The organism is Acaryochloris marina S15, from assembly GCF_018336915.1.
Classification (GTDB): Bacteria; Cyanobacteriota; Cyanobacteriia; order Thermosynechococcales; family Thermosynechococcaceae; genus Acaryochloris; species Acaryochloris marina_A.
Genome location: NZ_CP064926.1, coordinates 39577 through 65034 on the forward strand (window position 1 = coordinate 39577; position 25458 = coordinate 65034).

20 protein-coding genes and 3 pseudogenes are annotated in these 25458 nt (G+C 46.0%); 7 read left to right on the forward strand and 16 right to left on the reverse strand.

The window, feature by feature from the left end:
- Positions 1-55 precede the first annotated feature (55 nt).
- From I1H34_RS29935 to I1H34_RS29945, 3 genes and pseudogenes are all read right to left on the reverse strand, one after another.
- Positions 56-313, reverse strand: a pseudogene (locus I1H34_RS29935) (hypothetical protein); the annotation flags it as partial.
- Entirely contained in the window at positions 304-1056 is a 753-nt protein-coding gene (gene rpaB / locus I1H34_RS29940) for a response regulator transcription factor RpaB (protein ID WP_212666962.1), read from the reverse strand. The pseudogene I1H34_RS29935 and the gene rpaB, both read right to left, overlap by 10 nt.
- A 452-nt stretch (positions 1057-1508) precedes the next feature.
- The gene (locus I1H34_RS29945; RefSeq protein ID WP_235111953.1) at positions 1509-1919 is read right to left on the reverse strand and encodes a hypothetical protein; all 411 of its coding nucleotides are present in this window, start codon (positions 1917-1919) and stop codon (positions 1509-1511) included.
- Positions 1920-2124: 205 nt separating this feature from the next.
- On the opposite strand from I1H34_RS29945, the gene I1H34_RS29950 reads away from it, so the two are divergent.
- Positions 2125-2634, forward strand: coding sequence for a class IV adenylate cyclase (locus I1H34_RS29950; RefSeq protein WP_212666963.1), 510 nt, complete (start codon positions 2125-2127; stop codon positions 2632-2634).
- A 224-nt stretch (positions 2635-2858) separates the two neighbouring features.
- Here the strand turns inward: I1H34_RS29950 and I1H34_RS29955 are convergent, their stop codons facing one another.
- Positions 2859-3161 carry a DUF3240 family protein gene (locus I1H34_RS29955; protein ID WP_212666964.1) on the reverse strand — a complete coding sequence of 101 codons (303 nt, stop codon included), beginning with the start codon at positions 3159-3161 and terminating at the stop codon, positions 2859-2861.
- 214 nt (positions 3162-3375) lie between these two features.
- Here I1H34_RS29955 and I1H34_RS29960 point away from each other — a divergent pair, with 214 nt between their 5' ends.
- The gene (locus tag I1H34_RS29960) at positions 3376-3651 is read left to right on the forward strand and encodes an RNA recognition motif domain-containing protein (RefSeq protein ID WP_212667117.1); all 276 of its coding nucleotides are present in this window, start codon (positions 3376-3378) and stop codon (positions 3649-3651) included.
- Between the two features lie 430 nt (positions 3652-4081).
- On the opposite strand, the gene I1H34_RS29965 is transcribed toward I1H34_RS29960, so the two are convergent.
- From I1H34_RS29965 to I1H34_RS30005, 8 genes and pseudogenes are all read right to left on the reverse strand, one after another.
- The gene (locus I1H34_RS29965) at positions 4082-5080 is read right to left on the reverse strand and encodes a hypothetical protein (RefSeq protein ID WP_212666965.1); all 999 of its coding nucleotides are present in this window, start codon (positions 5078-5080) and stop codon (positions 4082-4084) included.
- Positions 5081-5629: 549 nt separating this feature from the next.
- A complete protein-coding gene (locus I1H34_RS29970) occupies positions 5630-6616 on the reverse strand; it encodes a sigma-70 family RNA polymerase sigma factor (protein ID WP_212666966.1) in 987 nt (328 codons plus the stop codon).
- Between the two features lie 314 nt (positions 6617-6930).
- Positions 6931-7221, reverse strand: coding sequence for a hypothetical protein (locus I1H34_RS29975; protein ID WP_249370320.1), 291 nt, complete (start codon positions 7219-7221; stop codon positions 6931-6933).
- Positions 7222-7355: 134 nt separating this feature from the next.
- On the reverse strand, positions 7356-8597 hold the full coding sequence (locus tag I1H34_RS29980; RefSeq protein WP_249370321.1) for an ISAs1 family transposase: 1242 nt from the start codon (positions 8595-8597) through the stop codon (positions 7356-7358).
- Positions 8598-9243: 646 nt separating this feature from the next.
- The gene (locus tag I1H34_RS29985) at positions 9244-11256 is read right to left on the reverse strand and encodes a bifunctional DNA primase/polymerase (RefSeq protein WP_212666968.1); all 2013 of its coding nucleotides are present in this window, start codon (positions 11254-11256) and stop codon (positions 9244-9246) included.
- Positions 11257-11907: 651 nt separating this feature from the next.
- Positions 11908-13299 (reverse strand): annotated as a pseudogene (locus tag I1H34_RS29990) (ISKra4 family transposase).
- 367 nt (positions 13300-13666) lie between these two features.
- Positions 13667-14761, reverse strand: coding sequence for a ParB N-terminal domain-containing protein (locus tag I1H34_RS30000; protein ID WP_212666664.1), 1095 nt, complete (start codon positions 14759-14761; stop codon positions 13667-13669).
- 109 nt (positions 14762-14870) lie between these two features.
- Positions 14871-15545 carry a ParB/Srx family N-terminal domain-containing protein gene (locus tag I1H34_RS30005; protein ID WP_212666969.1) on the reverse strand — a complete coding sequence of 225 codons (675 nt, stop codon included), beginning with the start codon at positions 15543-15545 and terminating at the stop codon, positions 14871-14873.
- A 227-nt stretch (positions 15546-15772) separates the two neighbouring features.
- Between I1H34_RS30005 and I1H34_RS30010 the strand changes: the two genes are divergently transcribed.
- The 5 genes and pseudogenes from I1H34_RS30010 (at position 15773) to I1H34_RS30035 (ending at position 21280) form a co-directional block, all read left to right on the forward strand.
- Positions 15773-16540, forward strand: coding sequence for an NB-ARC domain-containing protein (locus tag I1H34_RS30010; RefSeq protein ID WP_212666970.1), 768 nt, complete (start codon positions 15773-15775; stop codon positions 16538-16540).
- Positions 16500-17891, forward strand: a pseudogene (locus I1H34_RS30020) (ISKra4 family transposase). Before I1H34_RS30010 ends, I1H34_RS30020 begins: the two are co-directional and overlap by 41 nt.
- Positions 17892-17903: 12 nt before the next feature.
- The gene (locus I1H34_RS30025; protein WP_212666971.1) at positions 17904-18599 is read left to right on the forward strand and encodes a hypothetical protein; all 696 of its coding nucleotides are present in this window, start codon (positions 17904-17906) and stop codon (positions 18597-18599) included.
- 4 nt (positions 18600-18603) lie between these two features.
- The gene (locus tag I1H34_RS30030; protein ID WP_212666972.1) at positions 18604-20337 is read left to right on the forward strand and encodes a serine/threonine-protein kinase; all 1734 of its coding nucleotides are present in this window, start codon (positions 18604-18606) and stop codon (positions 20335-20337) included.
- 52 nt (positions 20338-20389) lie between these two features.
- Positions 20390-21280, forward strand: a complete 891-nt coding sequence (locus tag I1H34_RS30035) for a tetratricopeptide repeat protein (protein ID WP_212666973.1) — start codon at positions 20390-20392, stop codon at positions 21278-21280.
- Here I1H34_RS30035 and I1H34_RS30040 read toward each other — a convergent pair.
- From I1H34_RS30040 to I1H34_RS30055, 4 genes are read right to left on the reverse strand one after another with little or no spacing between them, the layout of a single operon-like run.
- Entirely contained in the window at positions 21266-23653 is a 2388-nt protein-coding gene (locus I1H34_RS30040; RefSeq protein ID WP_212666974.1) for a CHAT domain-containing protein, read from the reverse strand. The genes I1H34_RS30035 and I1H34_RS30040 overlap by 15 nt on opposite strands.
- Positions 23654-23655: 2 nt before the next feature.
- A complete protein-coding gene (locus I1H34_RS30045) occupies positions 23656-24378 on the reverse strand; it encodes a ShlB/FhaC/HecB family hemolysin secretion/activation protein (protein WP_212666975.1) in 723 nt (240 codons plus the stop codon).
- Positions 24379-24391: 13 nt separating this feature from the next.
- Positions 24392-24955, reverse strand: a complete 564-nt coding sequence (locus I1H34_RS30050) for an IS630 family transposase (protein ID WP_255801485.1) — start codon at positions 24953-24955, stop codon at positions 24392-24394.
- A complete protein-coding gene (locus tag I1H34_RS30055) occupies positions 24937-25455 on the reverse strand; it encodes a helix-turn-helix domain-containing protein (protein ID WP_212662770.1) in 519 nt (172 codons plus the stop codon). The genes I1H34_RS30050 and I1H34_RS30055 overlap by 19 nt, the downstream gene beginning before the upstream one ends.
- Between the last annotated feature and the right edge of the window lie 3 nt (positions 25456-25458).

Consider the following 25458-nt stretch of genomic DNA (forward strand, 5'->3'; position numbering starts at 1 on the left):
CACATTAAGACGATAATTGATTCTTTCGAAATAATTCGCCAATAGTGTCTCCCCTTCAATGACCCCAAACCAGCATCACTCTCTCCCGCTCCAACCACCCCCCGATCATCTCTTCAATCCGCTCCATCGTCTCGCCAGGACGCAGCTCAATCACTTGCCAAATATCGAACGTGTCCTCAATCTCAACGGCGCACTCCCAGCAAAATTCAGGAGTAGAAAAAACATCCCTCACAAAAGGCTTCCCTGTTCCCGCTACCGTAATCCAGTCTTGCCTAGAGATGTTTTCAGAAACAACCAGGTGTTCTAGCTGACCTGCTGATCAGCCAAAATTTGTGATTGATCATATTTCAGTGCATAACCTACACCACGAATCGTATGAATCATCACTGATTCTCCTAGATTCTCTTTGAGTTTATGACGCAAACGTGACATGTGAACCTCGACTGTTCGCGTATCAACTATGGACTCTTCACCATATCCCCATACTTTCTGTAAAAGCTCCTGACGAGAAACAGCTTCTCCAAGTCGGCTAGCCAATAGTTCCAATAAACTAAATTCCATCTGGGTGAAGAAGAGACGTGCTCGGTCGTGGTAAATCTGCCGTTTATTTCTATCAATGTAGAGTGAGCCAATCTCAATCACACCAGGGATTTGATACTTCGATATTTTTACAGCATCCAGTCTGCGGAGAATAACCCGAACACGAGATTCTAGTTCTTTAGGTGAAAAGGGCTTGACCATATAATCATCAGCACCCATTTCTAAGCCAGTAATACGATCTGCTGTCCCTGACAGAGCGGTCAGCATAATAATCGGAATTCTCGATATTTTGCGGACGGCTTGACAAACACCATAACCATCCAGTTTCGGCATCATCACATCTAGTACAATCAAGTCGGGATCTTGATGCTCAAAAACTTCTAGTGCTTCTATGCCATCAGCAGCAGTGAAGACCTTATAGCCCACCATAGTTAGCCGGGTTGATAATATTCGTCGAACCGAAGTTTCATCATCAACGACTAAAATTGAATGCTGTTGGTGACTAGGATTATTCATGGATTCAAACTTTGCCGTATGAAAACCTTAAGAAAGAATTCAATATACTGATCAGAATTAACTTTCTAAATCTATAAAAATGAGAGCATTTTGTATATTCTTAATATCTTGAAGGAGTGCCAATAATAACTAGTTTGAAAGCATCTACTTAGAACTTATTTCTTAGATGCTTACCTCCCCTAAAAGCAAGTAGTTCTTGAAGCTATAGCAGGCAAAATGTACCTGCTTAGAATTCATAATTGCATCCGTACAGTTGATAGAATTCCTTTTAGTATAGATAGAACTATGTAAACAATCAAATCATTTGTGATTTATTTCTATCTATATATCAACTAGGCTCTTAGGCTTCTCAGACATGATTGAAGCATACCCAGTGACCTCATAACCGATTTATGATCCCTATCTACTGTAGTTTTCCATCGAACTCAATGATTACTGGATCGACACTTTACCTAACTATCGATCATGAGTTTTAAGCCATGGACTGGGCAGACAGGAATTTCGTCTTCTCGATTCTTGCGATACCAATCTTGATGGCATTTTTCGACGGGACAGACATACCGGGGACTTTCAACAGAATTTTTGATCCCTGGAAGAGGATAATAAATTCTGAGGGCTTTAAGAATATCCTCAGCAGGATATTGTTCTTCTAGATATAATCTGATCCAATCACGGGTGGGTTCATTCTCAGCTAAAAGGCTGGAGAGCTGTGTATGGCTCCCTTGTTGGAGTGAAGACTCAGATAGTAGTCCCTCTAACTGTCTTTCTATTCGTTGTGCAGCCGGAGCATCAAGGAGTTCTGCAATATAGGGTTGGATTGCCTTAGCTGCTGTACAGATGTCATCGGGTGAATATTTCATCATTCGCTATGCTCGACTATTAGTTGAATCTTTTAGATAGCCCCAAATCTTACAATAGCTTCTTATTCGGTAATCTATTACTTGGTAACCCTCAACCCCAAACACTCGCCACCCTCTCCCGCTCCAACCCCAGCCGCACCATCTCCTCAATCCGCTCCAACAATTACAGACCAGTAAACACATCTAGAGTTTCTTCGATTCCCCGCATATGGCTCGAAACATTGAAATCAAGGCCCGCATCCACAACATTGAAACCATCACCAAACTGGTAGCTCAATTTGCCGATCAAGGACCCATCGAGATTGTGCAAGACGATACCTTTTTCCAGTGTGAGAATGGCAGGCTAAAGCTTCGATCACTATCCAAAACTGAAGGAAAGCTGATCTTCTACCGTCGCCAAGATCAACCCGGTCCAAAAGAATCCTTTTACCTGATCTCACCCACTTCATCGCCAGACAGCTTACGTGAAGCGCTGACGTTGGCCTATGGTCAAGCTGGTCGTGTCCGCAAGGTGCGAACCTTATTTCTCGTTGGTAGAACCCGCGTTCATCTGGATAAGGTTGAAGGGTTAGGTCATTTTCTTGAACTGGAAGTGATACTTGCAGAAGGTGAGTTACCAGAGACGGGGATTGAAGAAGCTCACCTGCTCATGGATAAGCTTGGGATCGAACAGTCTCAACTTATAGATAGAGCCTATGTCGATCTACTGATCGTTTAAGTTGTCTACCCTCGGCTTTCTCCTGACCTGGGTACAAGACCCTCACTTGCTGTTCAGCTCTGTGGATAGCTCGGCTCCTGGCGCTATCTAGGAGGTCGATCAGAGCGTCTTCGGGGTCTTCGTTGGAATAAAGGTAGGCGAGGAATCCAAGGTTCAGGAGTGAGGTGGATGGTCAGGCTGGAGGTTGGCTGAGGAGTGGGCATAGATAGAAATTGAAGAATAACCTAATCAAATAATCCATCTACTTTTTGTCGAAAAGCAATCAGAGCATGAGAGCCACGGTACTGCTTCAGCTCTTCGAGTAATTGATCTGATACCTCTGAAGATACAATCGTTTTCACTTGAATATTGGTATTAAATCCTGCAATATCCCCCATCCGCTGACCATGACTCCCTGCTCCCTGGGCTGGAATGATGGTGTACCCAGAGGCATCTAATGTATTGAGTAAATGGATCAGACGATGCTGTAATACCGCTTCACAAATAACGGTGACCAAAATACCTTGGTTTATTGAAGAAGAAGACATGGGAACTCCAAATGAGTTGTGTTCAGCTAAAATCTCTGATACAGCACTTTCACCACAAATATTTACGTCATGACTATCTGGCTGGAGACCCTTGATCATGGCATCTTCAAATCCTACCCTCCAATTCTGAGATCTCTATGAAGATTGCTTTTACTCTCAAAAGAAGAAATAGGGATCGGGTAGCATAATCATGACTAATCTTGGATATCACCTCATGTCGATTTACGTTGGTAACCTCTCTTATGACGTTACAGAGCAAGACCTAAATACCGCTTTTGCCGAATATGGAACCGTAAAAAGTGCCAAGCTTCCCACTGACCGAGAAACAGGACGCAAACGTGGATTTGCCTTTGTCGAAATGGGTGATGATGCTGAGGAAGCCAAAGCTATTGAAGAACTTGACGGTGCTGAATGGATGGGACGTACCCTGAAAGTGAATAAAGCAAAGCCCCGTGAGAATAGAGGTGGTGGTGGTGGTAACCGCTGGTAGAGCTAATTTGAAGTAAGGGGATTAGCGCTCATAGCTCAATCGTTTTAGGGCTATGAGATTACCTGATCAGATTTCTCTGCTTCACTCATAACAGCTTCCACACCCACCACCGTGACCATGACTCCTTTTCGCTGACACTCAAAACGATAGAGTTTTCTATCCTCCAACTTCTCCAAGCACTCCTTACTAATCGGCCATAAACAAACTAAGCTGCGATTTCCCGCCATTTAGTATAAGTGTACTTATTATATCTACCAATTTTGGTCATCACAGCGATCAGATGTTGGATCTATTTTTAGTAGAGTCAGATTATTGAAAATTTCTGAAAAGCTATCTATGTATAAGTTATGAGTGTAGTTGGCGTCTTATCACAGCCTTGATCGTTTACGGCCAATCTGAGCGAATAGATAGATCAGGTAGATGGGCTTGATCATTTGCCGACTCCTCCATGCCCTAGGAGATTGTCAAAGGTTTCAGGGGGTAGACGCGATTCCTTCAACGCATTCTCAACAAATTCCTGAACCGTTTGATCCTTTCCACGACGCCCTCGTAACAGTTTTGCCAATGAGTGAGTTTGTCCAAATTGAGGTTTGCTGGAGTTAATTTGCTTCAGTCTCTCTGCCTGGTATAAGCCTTGAAGGAGATAGTTAGCGATCCCATAGTTATCGAGGCTAGATCGCTCGATCAGTTGCTTCTCTGTCGGCGTCTCAATCGTTGCCTTAGCCTGGGGGGTCTTCGGTGCGCGGATCAGGGGCAATGGCTCAGACGGAGGTTCTTCAGCCTTGTCTTCAGACGTTGGCTCAACTGGATCGGGACCGTCAGAGTCTTCTGTCTCTTCAGGTGCAGGCTTAGACTCTTTAACTGGCTTGGATTCTTCGACTGGTTTGGATGCAACACCTCCCGATGAAAAAGCGTTGCTAAACTCACTAGAAACCTTTAATTTCTTAGGTTTCTTGCCTTTCTTCTCTTTTTTGATCTGCTTGTCGAGCCTAGTTGGAGGAGAAAAGACGTTTGTGGCCATGACGGGCTGAACGGGCTGAGGTTGGGCAGCTTTAATGGAGGGTGACCCATCAATAGCAGTACTAAAACGACTCGGAATACCTTTGGTCTTCTTTAGGAGGAATGTTTTGGTTTTCTCCTTACCGCCAACCCGGTAGATCACTGTTAACGTGGTGCTATTATCGATATCGCCTTTAGGCTTTAAATTGACAAAAATAAACTTCGCGCTAGGGATTTTAGGGCGTTCTCCAAAATCAAACGCATCGAAGGCTCCAGGCCAAGCTTCTACAACGACAGCATCTTCATTATTGAAGTAAAAAGTGTGCCCATGCTTTGGAGCAACTTCAATAGTCGGAAAATCTTGGGATTGGGCTTGGACTATCCCAGGAACTGTAGCTATCAGTAATGCGAGAGGGATGGCTTTGTACATGTCAATAACTCGAAATAAACGACGAGAAATAATTAGTCAACAAATGAGATGACAAAGACAAAAGAACTAGAAAAAAATACTAGTTTCTCAGCCTATGCAATCATTTCAAATATCTAAACTCCTTGCAAAAAGCTACTTAAACAAGAAAAACTTAATTTCTTGAAAATGGTCTAATTGAATTTCGATATTCAATTTTTAGCTTGAATTTATTAGCCAAAATCAGATCAAATCTCCCTACAGAAAGCGTAGGAAAAACCTTCAGTCTGACTTTCTTCTTTCGGGAATGAACTCTGGTTTCTCCCCGACATCGATGCTGCTCACGTCCACGAGTCGATCTAGGCCAATTCTCCATGCGTTGAGCCCTACCTTTCGGCCCATCCCTTAACCCTCCTGAGTCAATGTGATGGTGAAGGATTTCAGCATGGACTTGTTCGGGGATTGCTGACTGAGATGCTGACTTTGAGAATGAGTCATACCAATCAGCACCTAAGAGTGTAATTTTGATTATTTGCTAAGCCAATTCAGTATTGGGTTGCACGAATTTGAGAGTTACACTTTCAGGTACAACTTGGTATCAGTATTTTTTTTAAGGGGATGAAAGGGAAGATGTAAGGGAATTAGAAAACGATTGAAACACTTCTGAAATTGGCGCTTCAGGCTTTTACAGCAGAACTCAGTCGCAAGCAAAACTTTGGCAAACACATAATGCTGCCATCGTTGAGGTACTGGGGCCGACTCTACTACTGGCTCATCAATTCCACCGACGAGCCACCCTTTAAGCTTCTCCAATGCTGCTTTGCAGATTTGCTGGATTCTTTGGCTAGTTAAACTGAAAAACCCACCAATATCCTTAAAGGTCCATCCTTCCAAAAATCGAAGACGAATCACTTCTTGTTGCCGTGGATTCAGACGCTGGACCAAGTTCTTTAGTTCGGGAGATAAAGGTAGATCGCTACCCTCACAAGACTCATCGGCCTGTAGGTCCAGTAACTCTGTATGCCCCTCTGCTCCAATACCTACGTTTAAGGAGGTGGGTTGCGAAATTGACTGGAGTTCAAGAATGCGTTTTTCACGAAGTTGAGTATATTCCGCTATTTCAGAAACAGTCGCCTCTTGGCCTAACACTCTTTGGGCTTTTCTGAGTTTCGCCAGCTGCTCATGGGCTGACTTAGGGATGCGGATAGTATCGGTCTGAAATAGTGATTCACTCTGAAATTTGCGAATCCAAAATTGTCCGTAGGTGCGTATGTTCGATTGCTGCTCAGGATCCCAACGATCTATCGCCTCGTTCAGACCGATGACGCCTGCTGACAACAGCTCATCATCTTCCAAACCTCTGCCAGAAGAACGACCTCCCACGGCGCTGATCCAAGCAAGGTTAGCAGAGATAATCTGTTGACGTGCCTCGTGGTCACCCTGCTTGGCCCTCAGTATCAAAGCTGATTCTAATTCAGGGGATAGTCTAGAAGTGCGTTCAATAGCTGCACTCACGGAAGCATCAAAGCAAAGTCCTTGATGTAATTGATTTGAATACATGTCGCTCACCCTTTCCTGTCGTCGGAGAAGTGGCAGCGGTTCAACGGTGTTGTTGCAATAGAAATAGTGATCATCGTTTTCCAAACCCCTAATGAAGGTGCGGGAGTATGTAAGAAATCGGTATTTAATCGATCAGGTTTGAACAGCTTTCGCTGAACCATCCTCAAATTGGAATAGAGCTAGCTCTGTACTGAATATTCTTGGCAACTTAAAAGCCCTGTCTAATCGCAATCTAGCGATTCAGGAATTCATAGATGAAATGGGGGCAGAGGTAGAAATTACGGAAATCAGAGCCCCATCATTGCCAAGAGAAACTATGCAGCAGTATCAAATACTTCAGCTTGTGTTAGCCCCAAAGACCGTGGAGCTAATGGAGCAATCTCCAATCGCTGGTTAATAAACTGTCTTGCACCACTTTCCGCAAGATGGTGGTGCAACATCTGGGATTGGACGTAAGGCCCATAGAGAAGAATATTCACCTGATCTCTTATGGCATAACCATGCAATCGCAGTTCATAACTCACAAAAACATCAATACGATTGCTCAACGGTGGATGATCACAACCCAGCCTATACAGAGCTTCATAGGTATAAGTCAGTGCCATTGATAATAAACTTTGAACCTTACAAGCAGCTTGAAGGTATATATCTCGGTATTCCTGAACTACCGATGGATCTAGCTGAGCAGCACTTTGGGGGTCACTATCATCGCCAGGGGGGCAGGGTAAGCGCAAGAAAATCAAGCCTCTGAAAGGCTAGACTGTAAAGGAATAGAAGCGCCTAGAACTTTGAGCATATACGCTTCATCCATGCTCGCCCGTTTTAGTTTTTGACGGGTACTTTTCTTAAAGGACGTTTCTTGATTGAGAAGGTTGATGCTCCAGCGCCTCAGGATGGCCATGTTTTCCGGTGCATGTCCTGTGCGAATGCGGCTAGCATCTTCGCCAAAGGTCACATCTAAGACCCAGTGGAGTTGGTTCTCAATCGACCAATGCTGGCGGATGGCTTTGCCCAACTGCTGAGCATTTGGCGGTAGAGAGCTGATATAAAACATCACCTCATAGGTGGTTTTGTTCCACAAGTGGCGGGTCCGAGCGACCTTGACGATGGTTTGCAAGCCCTTCCACTGCGCCTGCTTGTAGAGAGGACCCATCTGTTGAAGGGACACGGCCCAAACTTGTCGTTTCTCGCGACGATGGTGCCCTGCTTCCACCCGGGCATCATAGCTGTGCTCAATGCACTTAAACTCATTCGCTTCAGCCGTTTCAAACCATTGCTCAACCTGCTCAAACAGCGTGGGATGATTCTCCTTGAGGGCCAGCACATAGTCAGCCTCTTTAGCTTGAATGTGGCGGGCAATCTCGTGCTGAGTTCCCATTGCATCAATGGTAATAATGCACCCGGCAATGTCTAATAGCTCTAGCAGTGCTGGAATAGCGGTAATTTCGTTACTCTTGTCTGCAACTTTGACCTGTCCTAGAAATAACCGATACTCACTGGCCCAAGCACTGACCAGATGCAATGCGGATTGGTCTTGATTGCGATCATAGGAACCTCTGAGTTGTTTGCCGTCAATCGGTATCACTTGAGCGCCGAGGGTTGTCACTACCTGATCCAACCAGTGATTGAAACTCCGCTCAAAAGCGGAGGGGCAAATACGCTCAAACACTCGTCGATAGGTGTCTGCTGTCGGTATCCCGGACGGTAGCCTCAGAAAACTCGACAACCAATCTTGATGGCTTAGACCATAGGTTTCAATGTCTTCCCACCCTTGTGCGCCACCTAAACTTGCCAATAGTCCAATCACGACGATGCTGACAAACGGATGCTGGACACCTTGGCCTCCACGTGGATCAGGCAAATCTTCAAAACACTCGGACAATTGTTGATAAGCCTGATCGCAATCACTGGCAGGCAGGAGTGACGAGGATGAGTCAGTGGAAGCTGGTGAGGAAGGAGGCTTGCTGAATCCTGTAGCCATGGGGAAACCCTTTTAACAGAATGGAGTTCCAAAGCATATTACAGCTTCATTTTTCTTGCGCTGCCCCTGGCCAGGGGGGTTACCCGGAACAATATTTGTAGATACCATAGTAAGTACTCCTGTCAGGGAGTCAAGAATCACGGCTTGAACGTTTGCAAGATGGGCAGGCCGTGGTTTGCAATTTTAACTAGAAAATATTTCTGTAAAAAACAGAAATGAGCAGGACTCCTGTCAGGGAACCCTGTTAAGAATCAACTGTTTAAAAGACGATTCAGCAAAGGATTGCCCTTGCCTTTTTCTTTTAAAAATAGTAGAAGAACAGAACTTAAAAACTTTGGCCTTGAAACCTTAATTTAATTCACTTGCAAGTACTCTAACTCTATCCAGCGAAATACGTCAAAGCTAGCTGTTACAGTCGTTTACAATGAACAACACTATTCATGCTAGCCAGAACGACCCATTCCTTAAACAGCCTCCACGCTATGCTTTCCAGGATTAGGCAGCTTAGCGAATACAACAGTTCCAGCACCTTCCCAAGGCTATAGAGTCAATCACCTTACTGACTCTATAGCCTTTAATAATTTCTATAGAAGGTCAATGAAATGCTTATTCTCTAAAATATTGATTTTAAAGAATAAAAATCTATTCATTTGCCATCACTATCCCTTTCAATATCCATCGAGATTCCAAACAATCTATTCATCGATTTCAAGGTGAACACAGCAGCTATTTCTGCATAGGGTTGCCATTGTTCTTCTGTCAGTACCCAGTACTCTCCTTCTCTCCAGGAGTAGTCAGTGACTAGCCTGCATCGTTGAGCTGCTCGATACCAAGTATCAAATTCTTGTTGTTCACTTTGACGTACAATCCTTTCCTGTGTGGGTTCCTGAGTCTCAAGCAGTTTCAAGGGAAGCTGTTCTAAGTTCAGGTTTTGTGGGGATGGTTCTGGGACCAAACTCACAGGTTCAACTGGGGATTGCCTTCTTTGTTTCTTCCTCTGCTGGCGCAGCTGTACCACTTCCTGTTGTCGTCGCTGTTGCTGCTTGGCTTTACCAATTTTGTTCTGTAATCCCGGTGGTAAAGAGAGTTTCAACTGATCCCAATTTTGAATGGGAACGACCTTAGAATTTCCCCCCAAACCCCCCTGATCTGGGACTTCGGAATCTGTAAGCGCCACTTTCGCCACCCTTTGGCCTTTGAGGGCCAGGGTGACGGTGGCTTGGATCTTCATCGTTGTTATTACAAACCCTACATTTATATAGAGTTGTAAAAGATCCTTTAATATCAGTAGTTCCAGCTTTCGCTGGTTTACAAGGTAATGATTGTTTGACCCTTGTTGTGTAATTTCCCCTTCCTGTATGGGTTCTGGGGGTTTCTGAGGAGTTTCTTCAACTAAATGATGTGGATGCCATAATTCCTTGTTTGACCGTCTGTATAAGGTTTTCTGGCTACAGTGGGCTAGCTTTGAGATGGCTTGGGCACGAGCGGTAATTCCAGGGGGAAATTTATCGACTCGCTTCAGTTCTAAGACTGCTTTTTTGATCCGAGTTTGGGCGGCTTCTCGCTTGCTTTGGTGGTATCCGAAGTCTGCGGGAGCAATTTGTTTGTCGTGGTACTTGGCTTCTCTGGTGGGAGCTGTGCCGGTGGGCCAGTAATACCGCATGGCCCAGATTGCGACTTCATGACTACGACGCTCTATCTCATGCTGGTGGCGGCAATGCTCATAGAAGCCGGGGGTGTTCTGGGCAGTTTGGCATACGTATTCTGCTATCTGGTCTTCGGAGTCCATGCCCATAAATACACGGGCTTCGCAGGCGAGGATCTTTAGTTTCTCGTTGGTTTGGCCTGGGCCTGTCCAGCCTTGGGTTTTCTCTTCATGGATCCGCTCTTGCCAGGTGGCGAGGGAGCTGGCATGGCCTGATTTACGGACTTTGAAGTTCTGTTGTGCATCTGAGATCGCATGATGGAGACGCCCCATGTCCTGGCCATCGGCGCATAGCTCGAAGGCGTCAAGCCAATGTTCCAGGGACCAGGGTAGAGGAGTTAGATCGGCGTCGAGGGGATGGAAGCCGCTTCCAGGCTGCATGGGGAGTCGGAAGGCGGCAAAGAGACTAAAGCCTTTGCCTTTGGGTACATACCGTTTGGGGTTGGGGTAGAGTTCGCACTGCCCTCCATAGAACTTGATGCCGATGGCTTCTAGGTTGAGCTTGATGCAGTTGCTCAGCCAAAAGCTGCTGACGGTTTCAGGGAGGGGGAGGTATAGATGGAGTCCACTACTGTGGCTACTTTGGCAAAGGAGTGAGCGGCAAATACCAATGTCTTCTAGGGCATGGCGTATCTGAGGTAGCCATTGAGGATCGCTGGCTGGGTGATAGCGACTGTCTTTGTCGATGTCGAGGACGAGCCAACGGGTTTGGGCACTGGGCCTAACTCCGATCAGGCACTCAGGGTCTTGGTGATGACTCCACATCTCCACGGGGGAGAGGGGGAATTTCTTGATAGTTGCCCAATCTACTGGATCTCCTGGCTCTGGGGCAGAGGCAAAGATCCAGTCCCAACCGTTGGGGAATAAGGTAGCCAAATGCTTACCCACTGGATCAGCGGGTAAAGGGTCTTGTGGGCGTCGATGAGGTACACGAGATCTATCCTCGTGCCCCATATATGCGGGTTCCGCGTTCACGGCAACCTCCCTATAGGTGTGCGGCGATAGGGAAGCCACGCATAGATTTAAGACACGGTTGCCATTTAAGACAACTTAGGTTTAAAATCAAGGCACAACAAAGCCCAGGAAACCAAAACGCCAGTCGCCAAACAAGCTATAGGTTCCTGCCCTACCGAAAATGAAATAGGTACGACTTCCTCCCCTTCTGTTCTCAGTTGGGGTTTGGTCGTTTAAAGGGTTAGTTATCTCATATGTCACCTCCTCAATCTTTTTTAGTATTAGACTTTAAATACACTGAAACGCTTGATCGATCAAGCATTCAGGCAATTTAGTTGGGGAGACACACAGCCCAAAACGAGTGGGGAAGTGTCAAGAATTGTCTCTTAAGTTGGCACTTAAGCAAGATCTAGGACCGCGATAGCTGTTGCTACTGCTGATCACAGGGAAAACTAAGCGAAACTCAAATGGGGTTTGATAGCACAGGTCTCGTGGCTAGGAGCCAGGAATCAGGGACTGACTAAAAAAGATACCCTGGAATTAGAAAGTGCTTATCGTGATCCTACAACAAAATCTGAATGCCAGAAAGTCAAAACATAAAATTCGCAGTACCTGCTGAGTCAGGTAGAAATTGATAGCGACTGGGCGTATTTAGCGGATCGGGGATGCCTTAGTTTTCGGAATGGTCACCTCTGGGAATAAGGAGTCAAACCGTTCATTGACCCAGGCAATTCTCAAGATCAGTAAATGGTTGAAACCATCCTCACTCCAGCGCATGCCAACTCCCTTAAAGCGCTGCTGAATCAACCACTTGCATGCACTTTCAACCATTCCTGACCCGAGAGGAATCTGTTGCTGTTCAAAGTGCCGATAACGGATGTGGTTATGATGGCGTTGGAAATAAGCCTGCACCTGGAGCAACGTTGAAAAAGACTTTCCCGTTAACAGTTGTGAGTGAATCAATATCGTCAAGGACCGTAATACAAGTAGGTGTTGCCCGTGTCGCAATTGGTGTCGCCAGTGCCGGAACCAGGCTTGGGCTTGAGCAGAGCGGGCATCTCCAAACATCGCTTTAGTTGCTCGTGCCAGATGGCCTGCTGAATGAAAAAAGTCGAGGACTGCCACAGCACAATGAGAGAACAAGGTGCGATAGACTCGCCAGAAGCCTCGTCCCCCATCACTGAGCCAGATGACTTTTGGAGCAGATTCAAAGTCTTGTTTGTGAGCTTCGAGTTGAAGTAAAGGGATGAACTGGTCGATATCGCCCAATACTGCCACCAGTCTTCGACGCAGTAATTGGGGGACCTCCTTTTTAGCTCGGGTAACCCGTGTTCCCAGGCGAGCTAAGATGGCGACTTTGACTTCTCGCCACTGGATTTTTCCCTTGGGTGAGTTCGGGGTGGGGCGAAAGGGGACCATCACACCATCGGCGGCAATGGCCAAAGGTAGAGCAGATAACATCTCTGAAATCGCTTCACAAGGGGCCTGAGTCCCTGATGATTGAGCGTTGAGTTGAGCTTCTAATTCCTGCTGAGCTTTGTTACCCACGGATTGCACCCAGTTCCACAAACTGGATGGACTCACGGATAGACCACTCCACTGACCCAGCATCCAACTGGCCAGTTCATAGGGCATGAACAGACTCAACAAGCAGCCCAGACGCACCAGTTCTTCGCTGCTGTGCTGATAGGGGGCAATCCCAATGGCTTGATCCAGGGGAGTCAACAGACTGCCTGGACATCCTTTGGGACAACGGCCCACCCGTCGCTTTCAAGAGATAGTGCCTACCAGTGTCTGCATCTGACGAGATTCCCATCCCTTCGAATGTAAGCGGGTTCCGCAGGTAGTACATACAGGCCATACAAATACTGCTTTCGCGCGCCTTGAGAGTTCATCCTCCAGAAGACAGCGAGCTAGAAACAAGCCCATTTGCAGAACGATATAAACCATCTGACTCAGGCTGGTTGATACTTTGAGTGCTTCAGTTTGTTCTAGAAATTCGTCATGGGCTAGCACGGTTAGCAATTGCGATGGTAGGGTCATGATAGTTTTTTGGTTCGGGTACAGGATCTATTGTCCTTGACCCGTTTTTCTTTGAGCCATGCATCCCCGATCCTTTGCTTACGCCCATAGCGACTTTTTGATGCTATGTCACGTCTATATCGGTTTTTTTCAAAGGGTTTATAGTCGTAAATCTTTAGAAATATTCTGTATCCCTTTCGGTTCTAAGACCTAAGTTTTTTATCTGGTTAATATAAATATCCTAAATGCTAGGTCAAAAGCTAGGTCTGACTCTGGAATCTTAAAAATACTGAAGATTGTAGAAAAATAAAAAGCTATGTCAATGCTATGTCATGAGGATTTATTTTGAAATGCTAGGTCAAAAGCTAGGTCTTGGTCCAACAAAAACCTATAACTTCTTAAACGGCTGATTGGTAACAGACCATGCAATGAGGGCATCCGAGCAACGCAAGGGATCAGGTTCAGCACAGTAACAGGGGCATTCCAGTTCATCTATCAAGATAAAAAGAGATGGATCGATCAGGTTAATCATAACTACAGGATCGTTTGCATCTGTTGTCCCAGACAAGCAGTTTTCTGTAATCGCTCTTAATGTCTCTAAGTGAAAGTCCTCTCCATGCGATGTATAAAAAGACAAGGCATTCATAGCATTTTCAGGAATTGCAGGAGGCCATTGATCTCGTGATTCTAAAAAGACTAAAAACACTCCAATCTCAGGAGGCAAGAGTTTTTGAAATTTCATAGAAGGAGGATCGCCACAAAATAAATAATGTGACTTGCCAAGCTTCCAGACATCACCTTTGTTAACTTTCCCAGGTTGAGTTTCAGCGATTTTTGGAGTAGCTGTTTTCTTCTTTGTGCGTTTTCGTTTAGGTATTTTTCCCTCTTCCGACTGTGGTCTGTTTCGGATATTTGTTGTGTCCATCTCAAAAGTAGTGCCGCCTCTAATAGCCATTCGGGTATTAGGATCTATCTCATCTAGTCCATCACTATCTATCTGAGAATAGGTAGCAGACAACTCGCGTCTTACCGTTCCAACAAATTTACCGCTTACTCCGCAACGTCTTCCAATCTCTCGGTCACTCCACTTTTTCCATTCACGGTCGCGCACCAGTCTATTAACAGCACGTCTTTTATCTGCGTTCGTTCTTCTTAGGCCATGTGCTGCATTGGCCCCTACTGAGTGCAGAACGGCATCTCGCAGTTCTCCGGGAAAGACTTCCGCAGAAATTTCCTTCTCGTCAATGGCTTCTTTAGCCCGGACCCTATGAAATCCATCAGCTAACCAATAGTCCTTACCGTCATAGTAAATTACGACTGGGGGAAAAGTAGCTCCTTGCTTCATGTCCTCGGCATAGTCTGCTACCACCTCTTCGTAAAGCTTTGAGCGAGGCTGAGTTCCGCCATCCATGCGAATTTTAGCTATCTCAATTGATTCGATAGAAGATTCTGAGGATTCGCTCAGCGGCTTTGGAGAAGGCATTCAAGTCCTAGCGGTAGATGACAACATACCGTCATAAAAGCATCAAAGCCCATTAGCAACAAGCAATCCAGAAAATTACAATTATTGTATGAAGTTGCGTAAAGCACTATCAATTCACAGATGATTGTTGATTGATACGGTTATCAATCAACATATCAACCCATATTCTCAAAAAATAATCTGAGATTAACGGCCCAAAGGTGGTTGAGTCCATGTTGAGGGCAGAAACTAAGTCAAAATTCTTGGCTACCAATGGTTTTACATTGCTTTGTGGTTTCCCAATCTTATTCATCGCAACCACCATATTGTAGAGATCGGTCACTCTCTGCTCTCTTGACATATGCACATGGTTTGCATGGGTTCCACAATGAATAGCGATTTCTTCATCACTCCATTTTTGCCAGACTGGATGACCAATGAGTTTAAAGACATTCCTATCTAAATCAGCCTGTGTGAGCTTCAACTCACTTTCTGTACTGGCTTCCATAGCGTATAACACTGCATCTTGCTGATTCCCTTGCCAGACATCAGCTAAAATTTCTAATTCACCTATGGCTTTCTTGGCATGAAATCGATGAAAACCATCTACCAGCCAGCGTTTTGACCCATTGTAGAAAACGATTACAGGTGGAAATTTATCTCCTTGGCACATGGCTTCTGCATATTCTTCAACCACATGACTATGCACCTGGCAGCGTGGTTGGACCTCTTCATCAAGCGTGATCAAAGACAGTCTAATTATTTCCAAGTCCTGAAAACCATTGCTTGATAAGTCTCTCTTCATCCACAACTCCAAGGGCAAGGGAAAATCTGGGAGAATTCACAAAATACTCCGTTTTTCTATCAAAGCACAGCAGTTGAAAGTTCCATATACCCACATAGGATTTATTTACAGTTAAGGAATATTTGACTATGCGGTGGCCTAAAGAACGCTATGTGGATGCTAGGTAGATGCTAGGTTTACTCCCCCAACAAATGCTAGGTTAATGCTAGGTGCAAGTAAAGAATTCAATGAATTTTACTCAAGCGGCAAAGATCGTCAATAGCATCTCTATGCAAGAAAAAGGACGGAAGCAAACTGAAGCTGAAATCATTGCGCTGAAAGCAGCCTGGGACAAAATTGATTACGCATTAGCGATTAAAAATTCTAAAGCTAACTACAGCGAGAATTATATACGCAGTGATGCTGGTCGAAAGCTTTGGCTCATGCTGTCTGGGCATTTTGGTGAGAAGATTACCAAAATGTCTCTCAGAAGATACTTTGAGAGACATCCTGAACTCTTAGATCCTGACAAAAGGAATCGAAAAATCTTAGGAGGGTATCCTCCTGATATTGAAAATTTCTTAGGTCGTCAGAGTGAAGCAGAAGAACTCAAACAATGGTCGAAGACGATTCAATGTGTATGTATTGATGGGATTGCTGGGATTGGTAAGACCTGTTTAGCAGCAAAAGCGATAAACGCAATATTCCACCAGCCTTCCCAATTCGAACACTATATTTGGCTACCTGTCCATTACAAACCTAGCCTCAATGAATTACTGGACTCCCTAATAGAGCATTTGGGGGCTACAAAGGGAGAAGAAACTCAACTAAACCGTAGTTCTATACTCATCCAATATTTACAACGGCACAGATGCCTAATTGTATTGGAGGGCGTAAGCAAAGGATCGGGGATGCATGGCTCAAAGAAAAACGGGTCAAGGACAATAGATCCTGTACCCGAACCAAAAAACTATCATGACCCTACCATCGCAATTGCTAACCGTGCTAGCCCATGACGAATTTCTAGAACAAACTGAAGCACTCAAAGTATCAACCAGCCTGAGTCAGATGGTTTATATCGTTCTGCAAATGGGCTTGTTTCTAGCTCGCTGTCTTCTGGAGGATGAACTCTCAAGGCGCGCGAAAGCAGTATTTGTATGGCCTGTATGTACTACCTGCGGAACCCGCTTACATTCGAAGGGATGGGAATCTCGTCAGATGCAGACACTGGTAGGCACTATCTCTTGAAAGCGACGGGTGGGCCGTTGTCCCAAAGGATGTCCAGGCAGTCTGTTGACTCCCCTGGATCAAGCCATTGGGATTGCCCCCTATCAGCACAGCAGCGAAGAACTGGTGCGTCTGGGCTGCTTGTTGAGTCTGTTCATGCCCTATGAACTGGCCAGTTGGATGCTGGGTCAGTGGAGTGGTCTATCCGTGAGTCCATCCAGTTTGTGGAACTGGGTGCAATCCGTGGGTAACAAAGCTCAGCAGGAATTAGAAGCTCAACTCAACGCTCAATCATCAGGGACTCAGGCCCCTTGTGAAGCGATTTCAGAGATGTTATCTGCTCTACCTTTGGCCATTGCCGCCGATGGTGTGATGGTCCCCTTTCGCCCCACCCCGAACTCACCCAAGGGAAAAATCCAGTGGCGAGAAGTCAAAGTCGCCATCTTAGCTCGCCTGGGAACACGGGTTACCCGAGCTAAAAAGGAGGTCCCCCAATTACTGCGTCGAAGACTGGTGGCAGTATTGGGCGATATCGACCAGTTCATCCCTTTACTTCAACTCGAAGCTCACAAACAAGACTTTGAATCTGCTCCAAAAGTCATCTGGCTCAGTGATGGGGGACGAGGCTTCTGGCGAGTCTATCGCACCTTGTTCTCTCATTGTGCTGTGGCAGTCCTCGACTTTTTTCATTCAGCAGGCCATCTGGCACGAGCAACTAAAGCGATGTTTGGAGATGCCCGCTCTGCTCAAGCCCAAGCCTGGTTCCGGCACTGGCGACACCAATTGCGACACGGGCAACACCTACTTGTATTACGGTCCTTGACGATATTGATTCACTCACAACTGTTAACGGGAAAGTCTTTTTCAACGTTGCTCCAGGTGCAGGCTTATTTCCAACGCCATCATAACCACATCCGTTATCGGCACTTTGAACAGCAACAGATTCCTCTCGGGTCAGGAATGGTTGAAAGTGCATGCAAGTGGTTGATTCAGCAGCGCTTTAAGGGAGTTGGCATGCGCTGGAGTGAGGATGGTTTCAACCATTTACTGATCTTGAGAATTGCCTGGGTCAATGAACGGTTTGACTCCTTATTCCCAGAGGTGACCATTCCGAAAACTAAGGCATCCCCGATCCGCTAAATACGCCCTGTATTGGATGAAGTTGATTTAATGCTGCAGACGAATCAAGAGACCAGTGAATATGAGGTTTTCTTCAGGCGAATAATTGAGGAAAAACATCAAAGTTGCGTTTGGCTGACTGCTAATTGTTTTCCTGAAGGCTTATCCAACTACAAAAACATGGGTTTCCCGTTTGAAAGCTTGCACTTAGGCCCACTCCAAGCTAACGAAGTACAGAAGCTCGTTGAGTCACATGGAATTACATTTGATGCCGACTGGGAAAAGATGGTCCACACTTGTATGGGCAATCCACTTCTCCTGCATTCTGTTCTTAGAAAGGTCTCAAAGGTACTTGGAGGGCAGGCTGACTTAGTTAACCAAAAAACAAGTCTGGCACTAAACGAATTTGAGTACCTACTTAATAAACTATTTACCAATACCAATGATATTAAAGAATTAGAGATCATCGTACTTTGCACAATTGCATCTATTGATCGAACTCAAAGCGGTATATCGTTATTAGCATTAACTCAAAACATCCTAGAAAATCATCCAGATATATCTGAGCTGGATATATTCAATAGCCTTGAACGCCTTCAAAACCATAATTTACTGAGTCTTGTAACAGATACAGGATCAATAGAGATTGTGATGGTAGACATAATTAAGAAGTATATTTTACGGAATTATATAAATAATGACCAAAATACCTCATCTATCTTGACCTAGATCAGTGTCTTACTGTATTAATCCAAATTGCACTCAACGAGAGAATCCACCTGGCATTGATTTATGCCAAGGGTGTGGCACCTCTTTGCTGATCAAAGATAAGTACAGGCTCTTGTGCCCCATACGCTCTTTGGATACGAGCAAACAGCTTTACCCCTCTGAGACTGAAATTTTTGAGTGCGTTGATACTACTGGAAACCCTAAAGATCCCCCAAACACTCCAAAAATTTTCAAAATCCTCAATACAGAAGACCCTAAGCTTAAGCAACTTGCGAAGAGGGAAGCCTATGCTCTGATGGGATTATATGAATACCCTAATACGCCTAAAGTTCACATCCATGACTATTTCGAGTATCAGGATGAGCATTTCTCAGACACGCTGATCTGCACTGCCATTGAGAAAATTGAAGGGGTAGATCTAAAAGTATGGCTTGCTGAGCATGGCCAGGCTAACTCTACACAGCTCAAGGATTGGTTAGGGCAACTATGTGAAATTCTGGCAGTTGTTCATGAGAAAAATCTATTCCATCGAGATATCAAGCCTTCCAATATCATGATCCGACCGGATGGCAGGTTAGTATTGATTGATTTTGGGACTGTTCGGAAAATTACCAATACCTATATCGCCAAATTGAGCGGCCCAGACAACAAATCACCGATACAAGGGGCTACAGATGTGACGATGGTACGCACATTTGGTTATTCTCCCCCGGAACAGCTCTATGGCAAAGCTATGCCGCAATCCGACTTCTATGCCTTGGGGCGAACGATGATTCACTTAGCCACGGGAGTCCACCCCAATAATTTACCGGATGACGATGATCGATTGTCATGGCGAGATCAGGCTGAGAGTATCGATCTAGACCTTGCTGACTTGATTGATCGCCTTTGTGATCCTATTCCCACTGAACGCCCCAAGAATACCGCTGAAATCCTGGCGGATCTCGCCCATCCTCCTCGAACAACCGCTGTCTCTATACGACCAAACTTCCTTCAGTCAAAATGGATTTATGTAGCTATAGGTATGGGTATTGCAGTAGCCATTAACTGGGGCGTGATCCACTATCTCCAACCCGGTGAGATGTTGTCTGCTCGACAACATCTCACTCAAGGTTTGTCTGAGCTTAGGGTTCATAATTTAGCTGCAGCTCAAGCTTCTCTCTCTGAATCCATTCGGCTTAATCCGAAGAACGAAGAAGCCCATTACTATTTAGCGTTTACTTGTGCTGAAGTTCGTAATCATGATTGCGCCCTAAATCATTACAAAAAGGCCATTGACCTCAATCCCAATGACTGGGAAAGCCAATTTGCCTTGGCGAGTCTCTATGAAAAACTAGAAAAGGAAGACCAGGCTAAACCCCTACTGGAGTCTGCCCATAAGATTGATCCCAAAGCACCTGAACCGCTCAATAACCTAGCTCGTTTGGCACTTTTAGAAGGTAATGCAAGCGAAGGTCAACAACTGGCCCAAAAAGCGCTCAAGCTAACAAAAAGGCCCATTATGAAGTCCATCATATACAAGAACTTAGGCTGGGCTGCTCTCCTCCAAAAGGATCAGAAACTGGCCTATCAGTATCTGAATAAATCGATTGAGTTCAACCCTGAACTCCCTGATCCCCATTGTCTCCTCAATCAGATAGAGCCTAGTCTTGAGTATCGAGAAGCCTGCATTAGACTAATTTCAGAGCGATCAGAGGGCCGTCAATGGCGCAAGGTATTATTGGAGAAAGAAAACTAAAGCTTAAGGAATATTTTCTGCTAATCTATTCCTTAATTAAAGAATAATTTGTATGGATAAATTTTTTTCTAGGAATTATTTAGGGTTAGTAACTTTGGGGGGAGTTGCAATTCAAACCCTGGTTCCTACTATTCCTGTTATTGCTGAACCGATAAAAAAATGTCCACCCGTTATCCGTTCACTGAAGACGAATCGGCTTTACTGTGCTCATGAGTTAAAGGTGCTTCAACGGAAGAGAATGGCGGAAAAAGATGCAGGTTTTCTCTGTCTCCTAGTCCGAGCGCTTATTCCCGCAAATGACTGGATTAAAACGAATCAATGCTTCCCAAAAACCAATTTTTCCAGTGAAACGGGGAAAAAGATTATTCCCAGGCCCAAGGGATCGAGAACGGCATTCAAACTGTTGAAGCCATTGGGAAACATACAACTCACACCTCAACCGATCATCGCTTGGCAACCCGTTCCCCAGGCCCGATATCGCATCACGGTCGAACATGGGGGTCGATGGCTATGGTCTCATACAACCAAAACCACAGAAATCCCCCTCCCTGCTTCTAAGCCGTTAAAGGAGGGTAACACCTATAAAATCAGTGTCGTTGCCTTCAGGGATAACCAACCGATTGCGGAGGATATCACCACGATTCGGTTAGTCAAATCTCAACAGATCCAAGGCATTGACAATCTGATTCAGCAAGCCCGCAACCTTGCTCCAGATCCTCTTAGTCGAGGATTAGACAAGGCGATGATGCTATACCATTTGGGGCTATTAGATGCTGCTGTTAAGGAGTTACGCGCCCTCACCCAATATCAAGAGCCAGAGGTGTACTCCCAATTGGGCTTAATTCACCAGGAAGCGGGACATCAGGACATGGCTCAAGACTATTTTGACAAAGCCTCAGAACTCGCTAAGCGTCCATCTAAGCCCATCTCACAGTTGAACTAGGACGTAATTAGCCCAATAGTAGGGATGGCCATAGTCTGATCTTAAAAGCTTCAATTGAGCCTGTCTCAACCGTTCATGCATCGACCGGGTTTTGTTGATATCGGCGTAAAACGCTCGGGACAACAGTACAGACGCAGCAGCATCCGCTGACCACAGGGAGGCGACCGTATTTCTCGCCCCCGATTGAGCGGATAGACCCGCTAATCCCAACAATGATCTCGGATCCCCTGCGGCACTGTGGCAGGCGCTTAAAAACAGCAGATCCAGTCCTTCGCCATCCGCTTCTAGAACTCCACTAATCTCTTGGACAGTCAAGGGCCGGTCCCACGCTAACAGAAAGGTCTGAGTTGGATCTGAGCTAAATTGCCCGTGGGTACTTAAGTGAAGGATCTTGGCGGTGGGCCGTGCCACATTATCCAATAAGTTATCGTGGGTAAAATCTTGATTGAGTAAAAGCTTCGCATCCGGGTATTGAGTCTGAATCGCATCGACTTCTTGGGCGACTTCTGGCAAGGGTTCCAATAAGGTTTCTTCTAAGCTGGGGCTTTGGGTAGAGACTCCCCCGATAACGACGCCAGGCTGATTGGATGAGTTGTAGGAGGTTTTCACATAACCATTCGACAGGGCGATGGGGTTGCGTTCAATCAGATACCGTTCACCATCATGGAGAAACCCCATTGGAATATTTTGGAGCGGCCCATTCAGGTGAAATTTGATGGGGACATTTTCTGGTATCAGTTTTTGGGATAGGGCTGGGGCCAGAATAAGCTGGTGCAACGATTGGGCGAGGGGCAGGTATTGCTCTGGGGTGGTGTCAAAGAACCGTTTATCCTGAATCATCGTCGTTATTTCAGCGGTGATGCGCTGGAGCTGCTCGGGGTCCACGGAATAGTGACGATCTCCCACGATCACCGTCGTTTGGTCAGCTAGATCCAGGATTTGCACGACCACTTCACCAATGGGGTTTTGGTCGGCTAGAGGAGCTAGATTGGTCTCCCCACATCGAAGGTAGTTTTGTAATTCAGCGAGTCTCAAGCGTTGATTGGTTTGAGCTACGAGCTTTAAATTGGGGTTTTCTGATTTGAGCAGTAGGCCCATATACTGTTGGTATACGGGTTCCACTTCGGCTTTAAAGGAGAACTGCAGATCCGATGACACGGGCAGCAGGTTCCAGCGCACTTGCTCCAGGGCGTTGATCGCGGACTGGTAGGATGCGATCGCATTGGTTATCTGCCCCGCTTGCTCATACTGCTGAGCGAGGGCACTGCGCCACTGATATAGGGCATCCCACGCTTGCTCGGACTGGGCAAATTGGGCAGCTAAGTTGAAGGACCGCATAGAGAGGTCACCTTGCCCACTCTGCTGATACAGATCGCCAAGCTGGCCATAGACAAAGGAGAGTGCCCGGTAGTGATCCAATTCTTCAGCGATCTGTTGGGCCGATTGAGCCTGGTCAAAGGCCATCATTAAGGGATGTTTCCCGGCTCCCTTTGGCTGTTGGGCGAGAAGCTTGGAGAGTTTGAGATGGGTATAGATTCGCTCTAGGGGGGGGAGTTGGGTGAGGTCCGCTTGCTGGAGTGATGCCAGAATTTCAGCGTGTTTGGGTACCACCTGCTCCTGCAATTCCGAAATTTCAAAAATGCCGTCTCTATCCCGTTGTAGCCATCGGTCGATGTCCTGATAGAGGTCTAGCCAATTGAGCTGTGCTTTCAGTTGGTAGGGGGTATTGTGTAGTTCTTGGTAACTCTCAAAGGATTGGCGGGCTTTGTCTCTAGCTGCTGTTACGTTTTTGGCTCGAACGATGGCTTCACCACTAATCTGAAATTTCTGAATCGCATCTTTCACCATAAAGGATCTGGTGTTGGCGAGGTTGAGAGTCAAGGCTTGGCGCTGGGGGGTATCACCAAGGGTTTCCGCTTTTGCGATCGCAATTGTGAGGACTTGCTCTGAGATGTCTAATTTACCGAGCTGCTGGAGGATGGTGCCGAGATGCTGGAGGGCGATTAGATCCGTGGCATCATAGGAGCGGTTGGTAAGGGATACGGTGGAGCGCACTTCCGTTTGGCAATAGTCCGTGACTAAGGCCAGGGCTTTACTGACTTGGGTGCAGGCATTGAAATATTGGCCGAGTTGCTGGAAGGCCAGGGATTGGTTAATGAAGCTGCCTTTGATGCCATCTTGATGATTGGCTCGTTGATAGAGTTTAAGCGCTTTGGCCCAGGACTCGTAGGCACCACTAGGATTTCCCCGTTCAAGCTGTTGGTGACCCTGGACGGTGAGGGCATCGGCTTGATCCATTGGTGAGAGATCGGCAGCTCGGACACTGGGAATGACCAGCAGGGATAATAGCAAGATTTTGGATAGATGTTTCAAGACTAAAACCTCCAACTGACGGAAAGGTGCAGACCTTCTTCTTGTAAGGTGGGACGACGCTCTGAGCGATTGAGTAAGGGAATGCCATAGTCGATGCGGGCACTAAGGCTATCGCCTAAATCGTACCGTAGCCCCAGGCCCACGGATGCCAAGGTTTGGCTTTGGTCGGGGAGGAACCGATCCCCTTGGTTAAATGCATGTCCTATGTCGATAAATGGGACTATTTGCAGGGTGCCAGAATCCCCTGAAATCAGAGGTACACGTAATTCTGAGGACACAAAGAGGCCACTATCTCGCGTAACACCATCTTGCCGAAATCCTCGGATGGTGGAGACTCCCCCCAGGCTAAATTGTTCAGACGGAATAAGGGGACCATCCGCGAATTGGACACCAGCACGATTGACCCAAGTGAATTTTGAGAATTGATGCACCCAGAGTGTTTGGCCTCTCCAGGCAAAAAAGGTGCCATCTCCAAAGAGATCTGCATTACGGGTGGCGATGGGTAGGCCAATATTGAATTGTGATCTGAGGATGATGCTGTCGTTTTGATCTCGATTGGCGAATTCCTGAATGAACCTGAGAACGGTGGAATTAGTTTGACCCGTATTATCTGCACCTTCAGTGAGTGGGAACGGAGTAACAAAGATAGATTCATCACTCTCTAAACGGGACAAGCTGACACCAAGGGCAAATTCCTGGATCTGTTGGCCGCTGATTTTCCTCATACCAATTTGCGTTTTAAATCGTAATTCTCATATGAGGAAAATTGGTCATAGAAGTCAGCCTATCGGGTAAATCCATGAGTTCTTTGAGTCCCTTGCACAAGGTATCGGATACCTCATCTAAAGAATCAAAAACCTGATTGTAGAAGTGCTTTTCTTTCACCTCCTCCCAGATATGCTCTACAGCATTGAGTTGTGGACTTCGAGGAGGCTGAACAATCAAGCGTATATTGTCTGGAATGACGAGCTTCTTTCCGGTGTGGTAAGACGCTCCATCGACCTGCATCACCACAAAATAGTCTGAAAATTCATCCGCCACTTGTGCTAGGAATAAGTTCATCATCTGAGTATTGGAAAAGGGTAAGACTAAAGCACTCATCTTTCCTAACGCAGGAGCAACAGCAACATAGCCATAGAGATATTCACGGACAAGCTGCTGCCCACTTTCGGGTCGAATTCCAGGAGCACACCAAGCTCTTCTTACTTGCCCTAGACGACCAAAGCGCCCTTCGTCTGCTGCCATGATCACAATGGGACGTTGGTCTTCAGCTGAGCGATCTGCTACAGCGGTTTGGACCAGCCCCCGAAAGTTTTTTTAAAAGCCTCTCGTGCCGCTTTGTTTCCATTGGGATGGGACGGACGAGGCATGAGTTTGCGCCATCCGTGTCGGTCTAGCAAACGATAGATAGTACTGGGTGCCACTGACGTCTCCACTTTAGTCTCAAAGGCCGTTTGGATCTCTTGAACCGTTGTTAAATGACCTTGTTGAGCACGTTCAATAAACGATTCTAAAAATTCAATCTCTTCTTCGATACTCAGATAAGCACCGGGATTCTTCTTCCGTTTAGCCCTAGGAGCAATTGCTGCTGCTCCTAGGCGATTGTAAGCGGAAATCACCTGATGGACCGTTCGAAGACTAGTAGCAGTATGCGTGGCTATTTCGATAGCTGGGCGAGGATCTACCAGGGCGTTATAAATAATCATCCATTTTTGCTGACAGCGGGCAGTCGGAGCCGTAGCAATTTTGTCTTTCACCTCATCCACTGTTAGATGCGGTTTAACTGTACTAACTCGACTCATATA

Coding starts and splice junctions, on each gene's coding strand:
- I1H34_RS30045 (WP_212666975.1), bottom strand. CDS start 24,378: ATGAGGAAAATCAGCGGCCAACAGATCCAGGAATTTGCCCTTGGTGTC.
- I1H34_RS29960 (WP_212667117.1), top strand. CDS start 3,376: ATGTCGATTTACGTTGGTAACCTCTCTTATGACGTTACAGAGCAAGAC.
- I1H34_RS30035 (WP_212666973.1), top strand. CDS start 20,390: ATGGATAAATTTTTTTCTAGGAATTATTTAGGGTTAGTAACTTTGGGG.
- I1H34_RS29965 (WP_212666965.1), bottom strand. CDS start 5,080: ATGTACAAAGCCATCCCTCTCGCATTACTGATAGCTACAGTTCCTGGG.
- I1H34_RS30010 (WP_212666970.1), top strand. CDS start 15,773: ATGAATTTTACTCAAGCGGCAAAGATCGTCAATAGCATCTCTATGCAA.
- I1H34_RS29970 (WP_212666966.1), bottom strand. CDS start 6,616: ATGTATTCAAATCAATTACATCAAGGACTTTGCTTTGATGCTTCCGTG.
- I1H34_RS29985 (WP_212666968.1), bottom strand. CDS start 11,256: ATGGGGCACGAGGATAGATCTCGTGTACCTCATCGACGCCCACAAGAC.
- I1H34_RS30055 (WP_212662770.1), bottom strand. CDS start 25,455: ATGAGTCGAGTTAGTACAGTTAAACCGCATCTAACAGTGGATGAGGTG.
- I1H34_RS29975 (WP_249370320.1), bottom strand. CDS start 7,221: ATGGCACTGACTTATACCTATGAAGCTCTGTATAGGCTGGGTTGTGAT.
- I1H34_RS29945 (WP_235111953.1), bottom strand. CDS start 1,919: ATGATGAAATATTCACCCGATGACATCTGTACAGCAGCTAAGGCAATC.
- I1H34_RS29980 (WP_249370321.1), bottom strand. CDS start 8,597: ATGGCTACAGGATTCAGCAAGCCTCCTTCCTCACCAGCTTCCACTGAC.
- I1H34_RS29950 (WP_212666963.1), top strand. CDS start 2,125: ATGGCTCGAAACATTGAAATCAAGGCCCGCATCCACAACATTGAAACC.
- I1H34_RS30000 (WP_212666664.1), bottom strand. CDS start 14,761: ATGCCTTCTCCAAAGCCGCTGAGCGAATCCTCAGAATCTTCTATCGAA.
- I1H34_RS29955 (WP_212666964.1), bottom strand. CDS start 3,161: ATGTCTTCTTCTTCAATAAACCAAGGTATTTTGGTCACCGTTATTTGT.
- I1H34_RS30005 (WP_212666969.1), bottom strand. CDS start 15,545: ATGAAGAGAGACTTATCAAGCAATGGTTTTCAGGACTTGGAAATAATT.
- rpaB (WP_212666962.1), bottom strand. CDS start 1,056: ATGAATAATCCTAGTCACCAACAGCATTCAATTTTAGTCGTTGATGAT.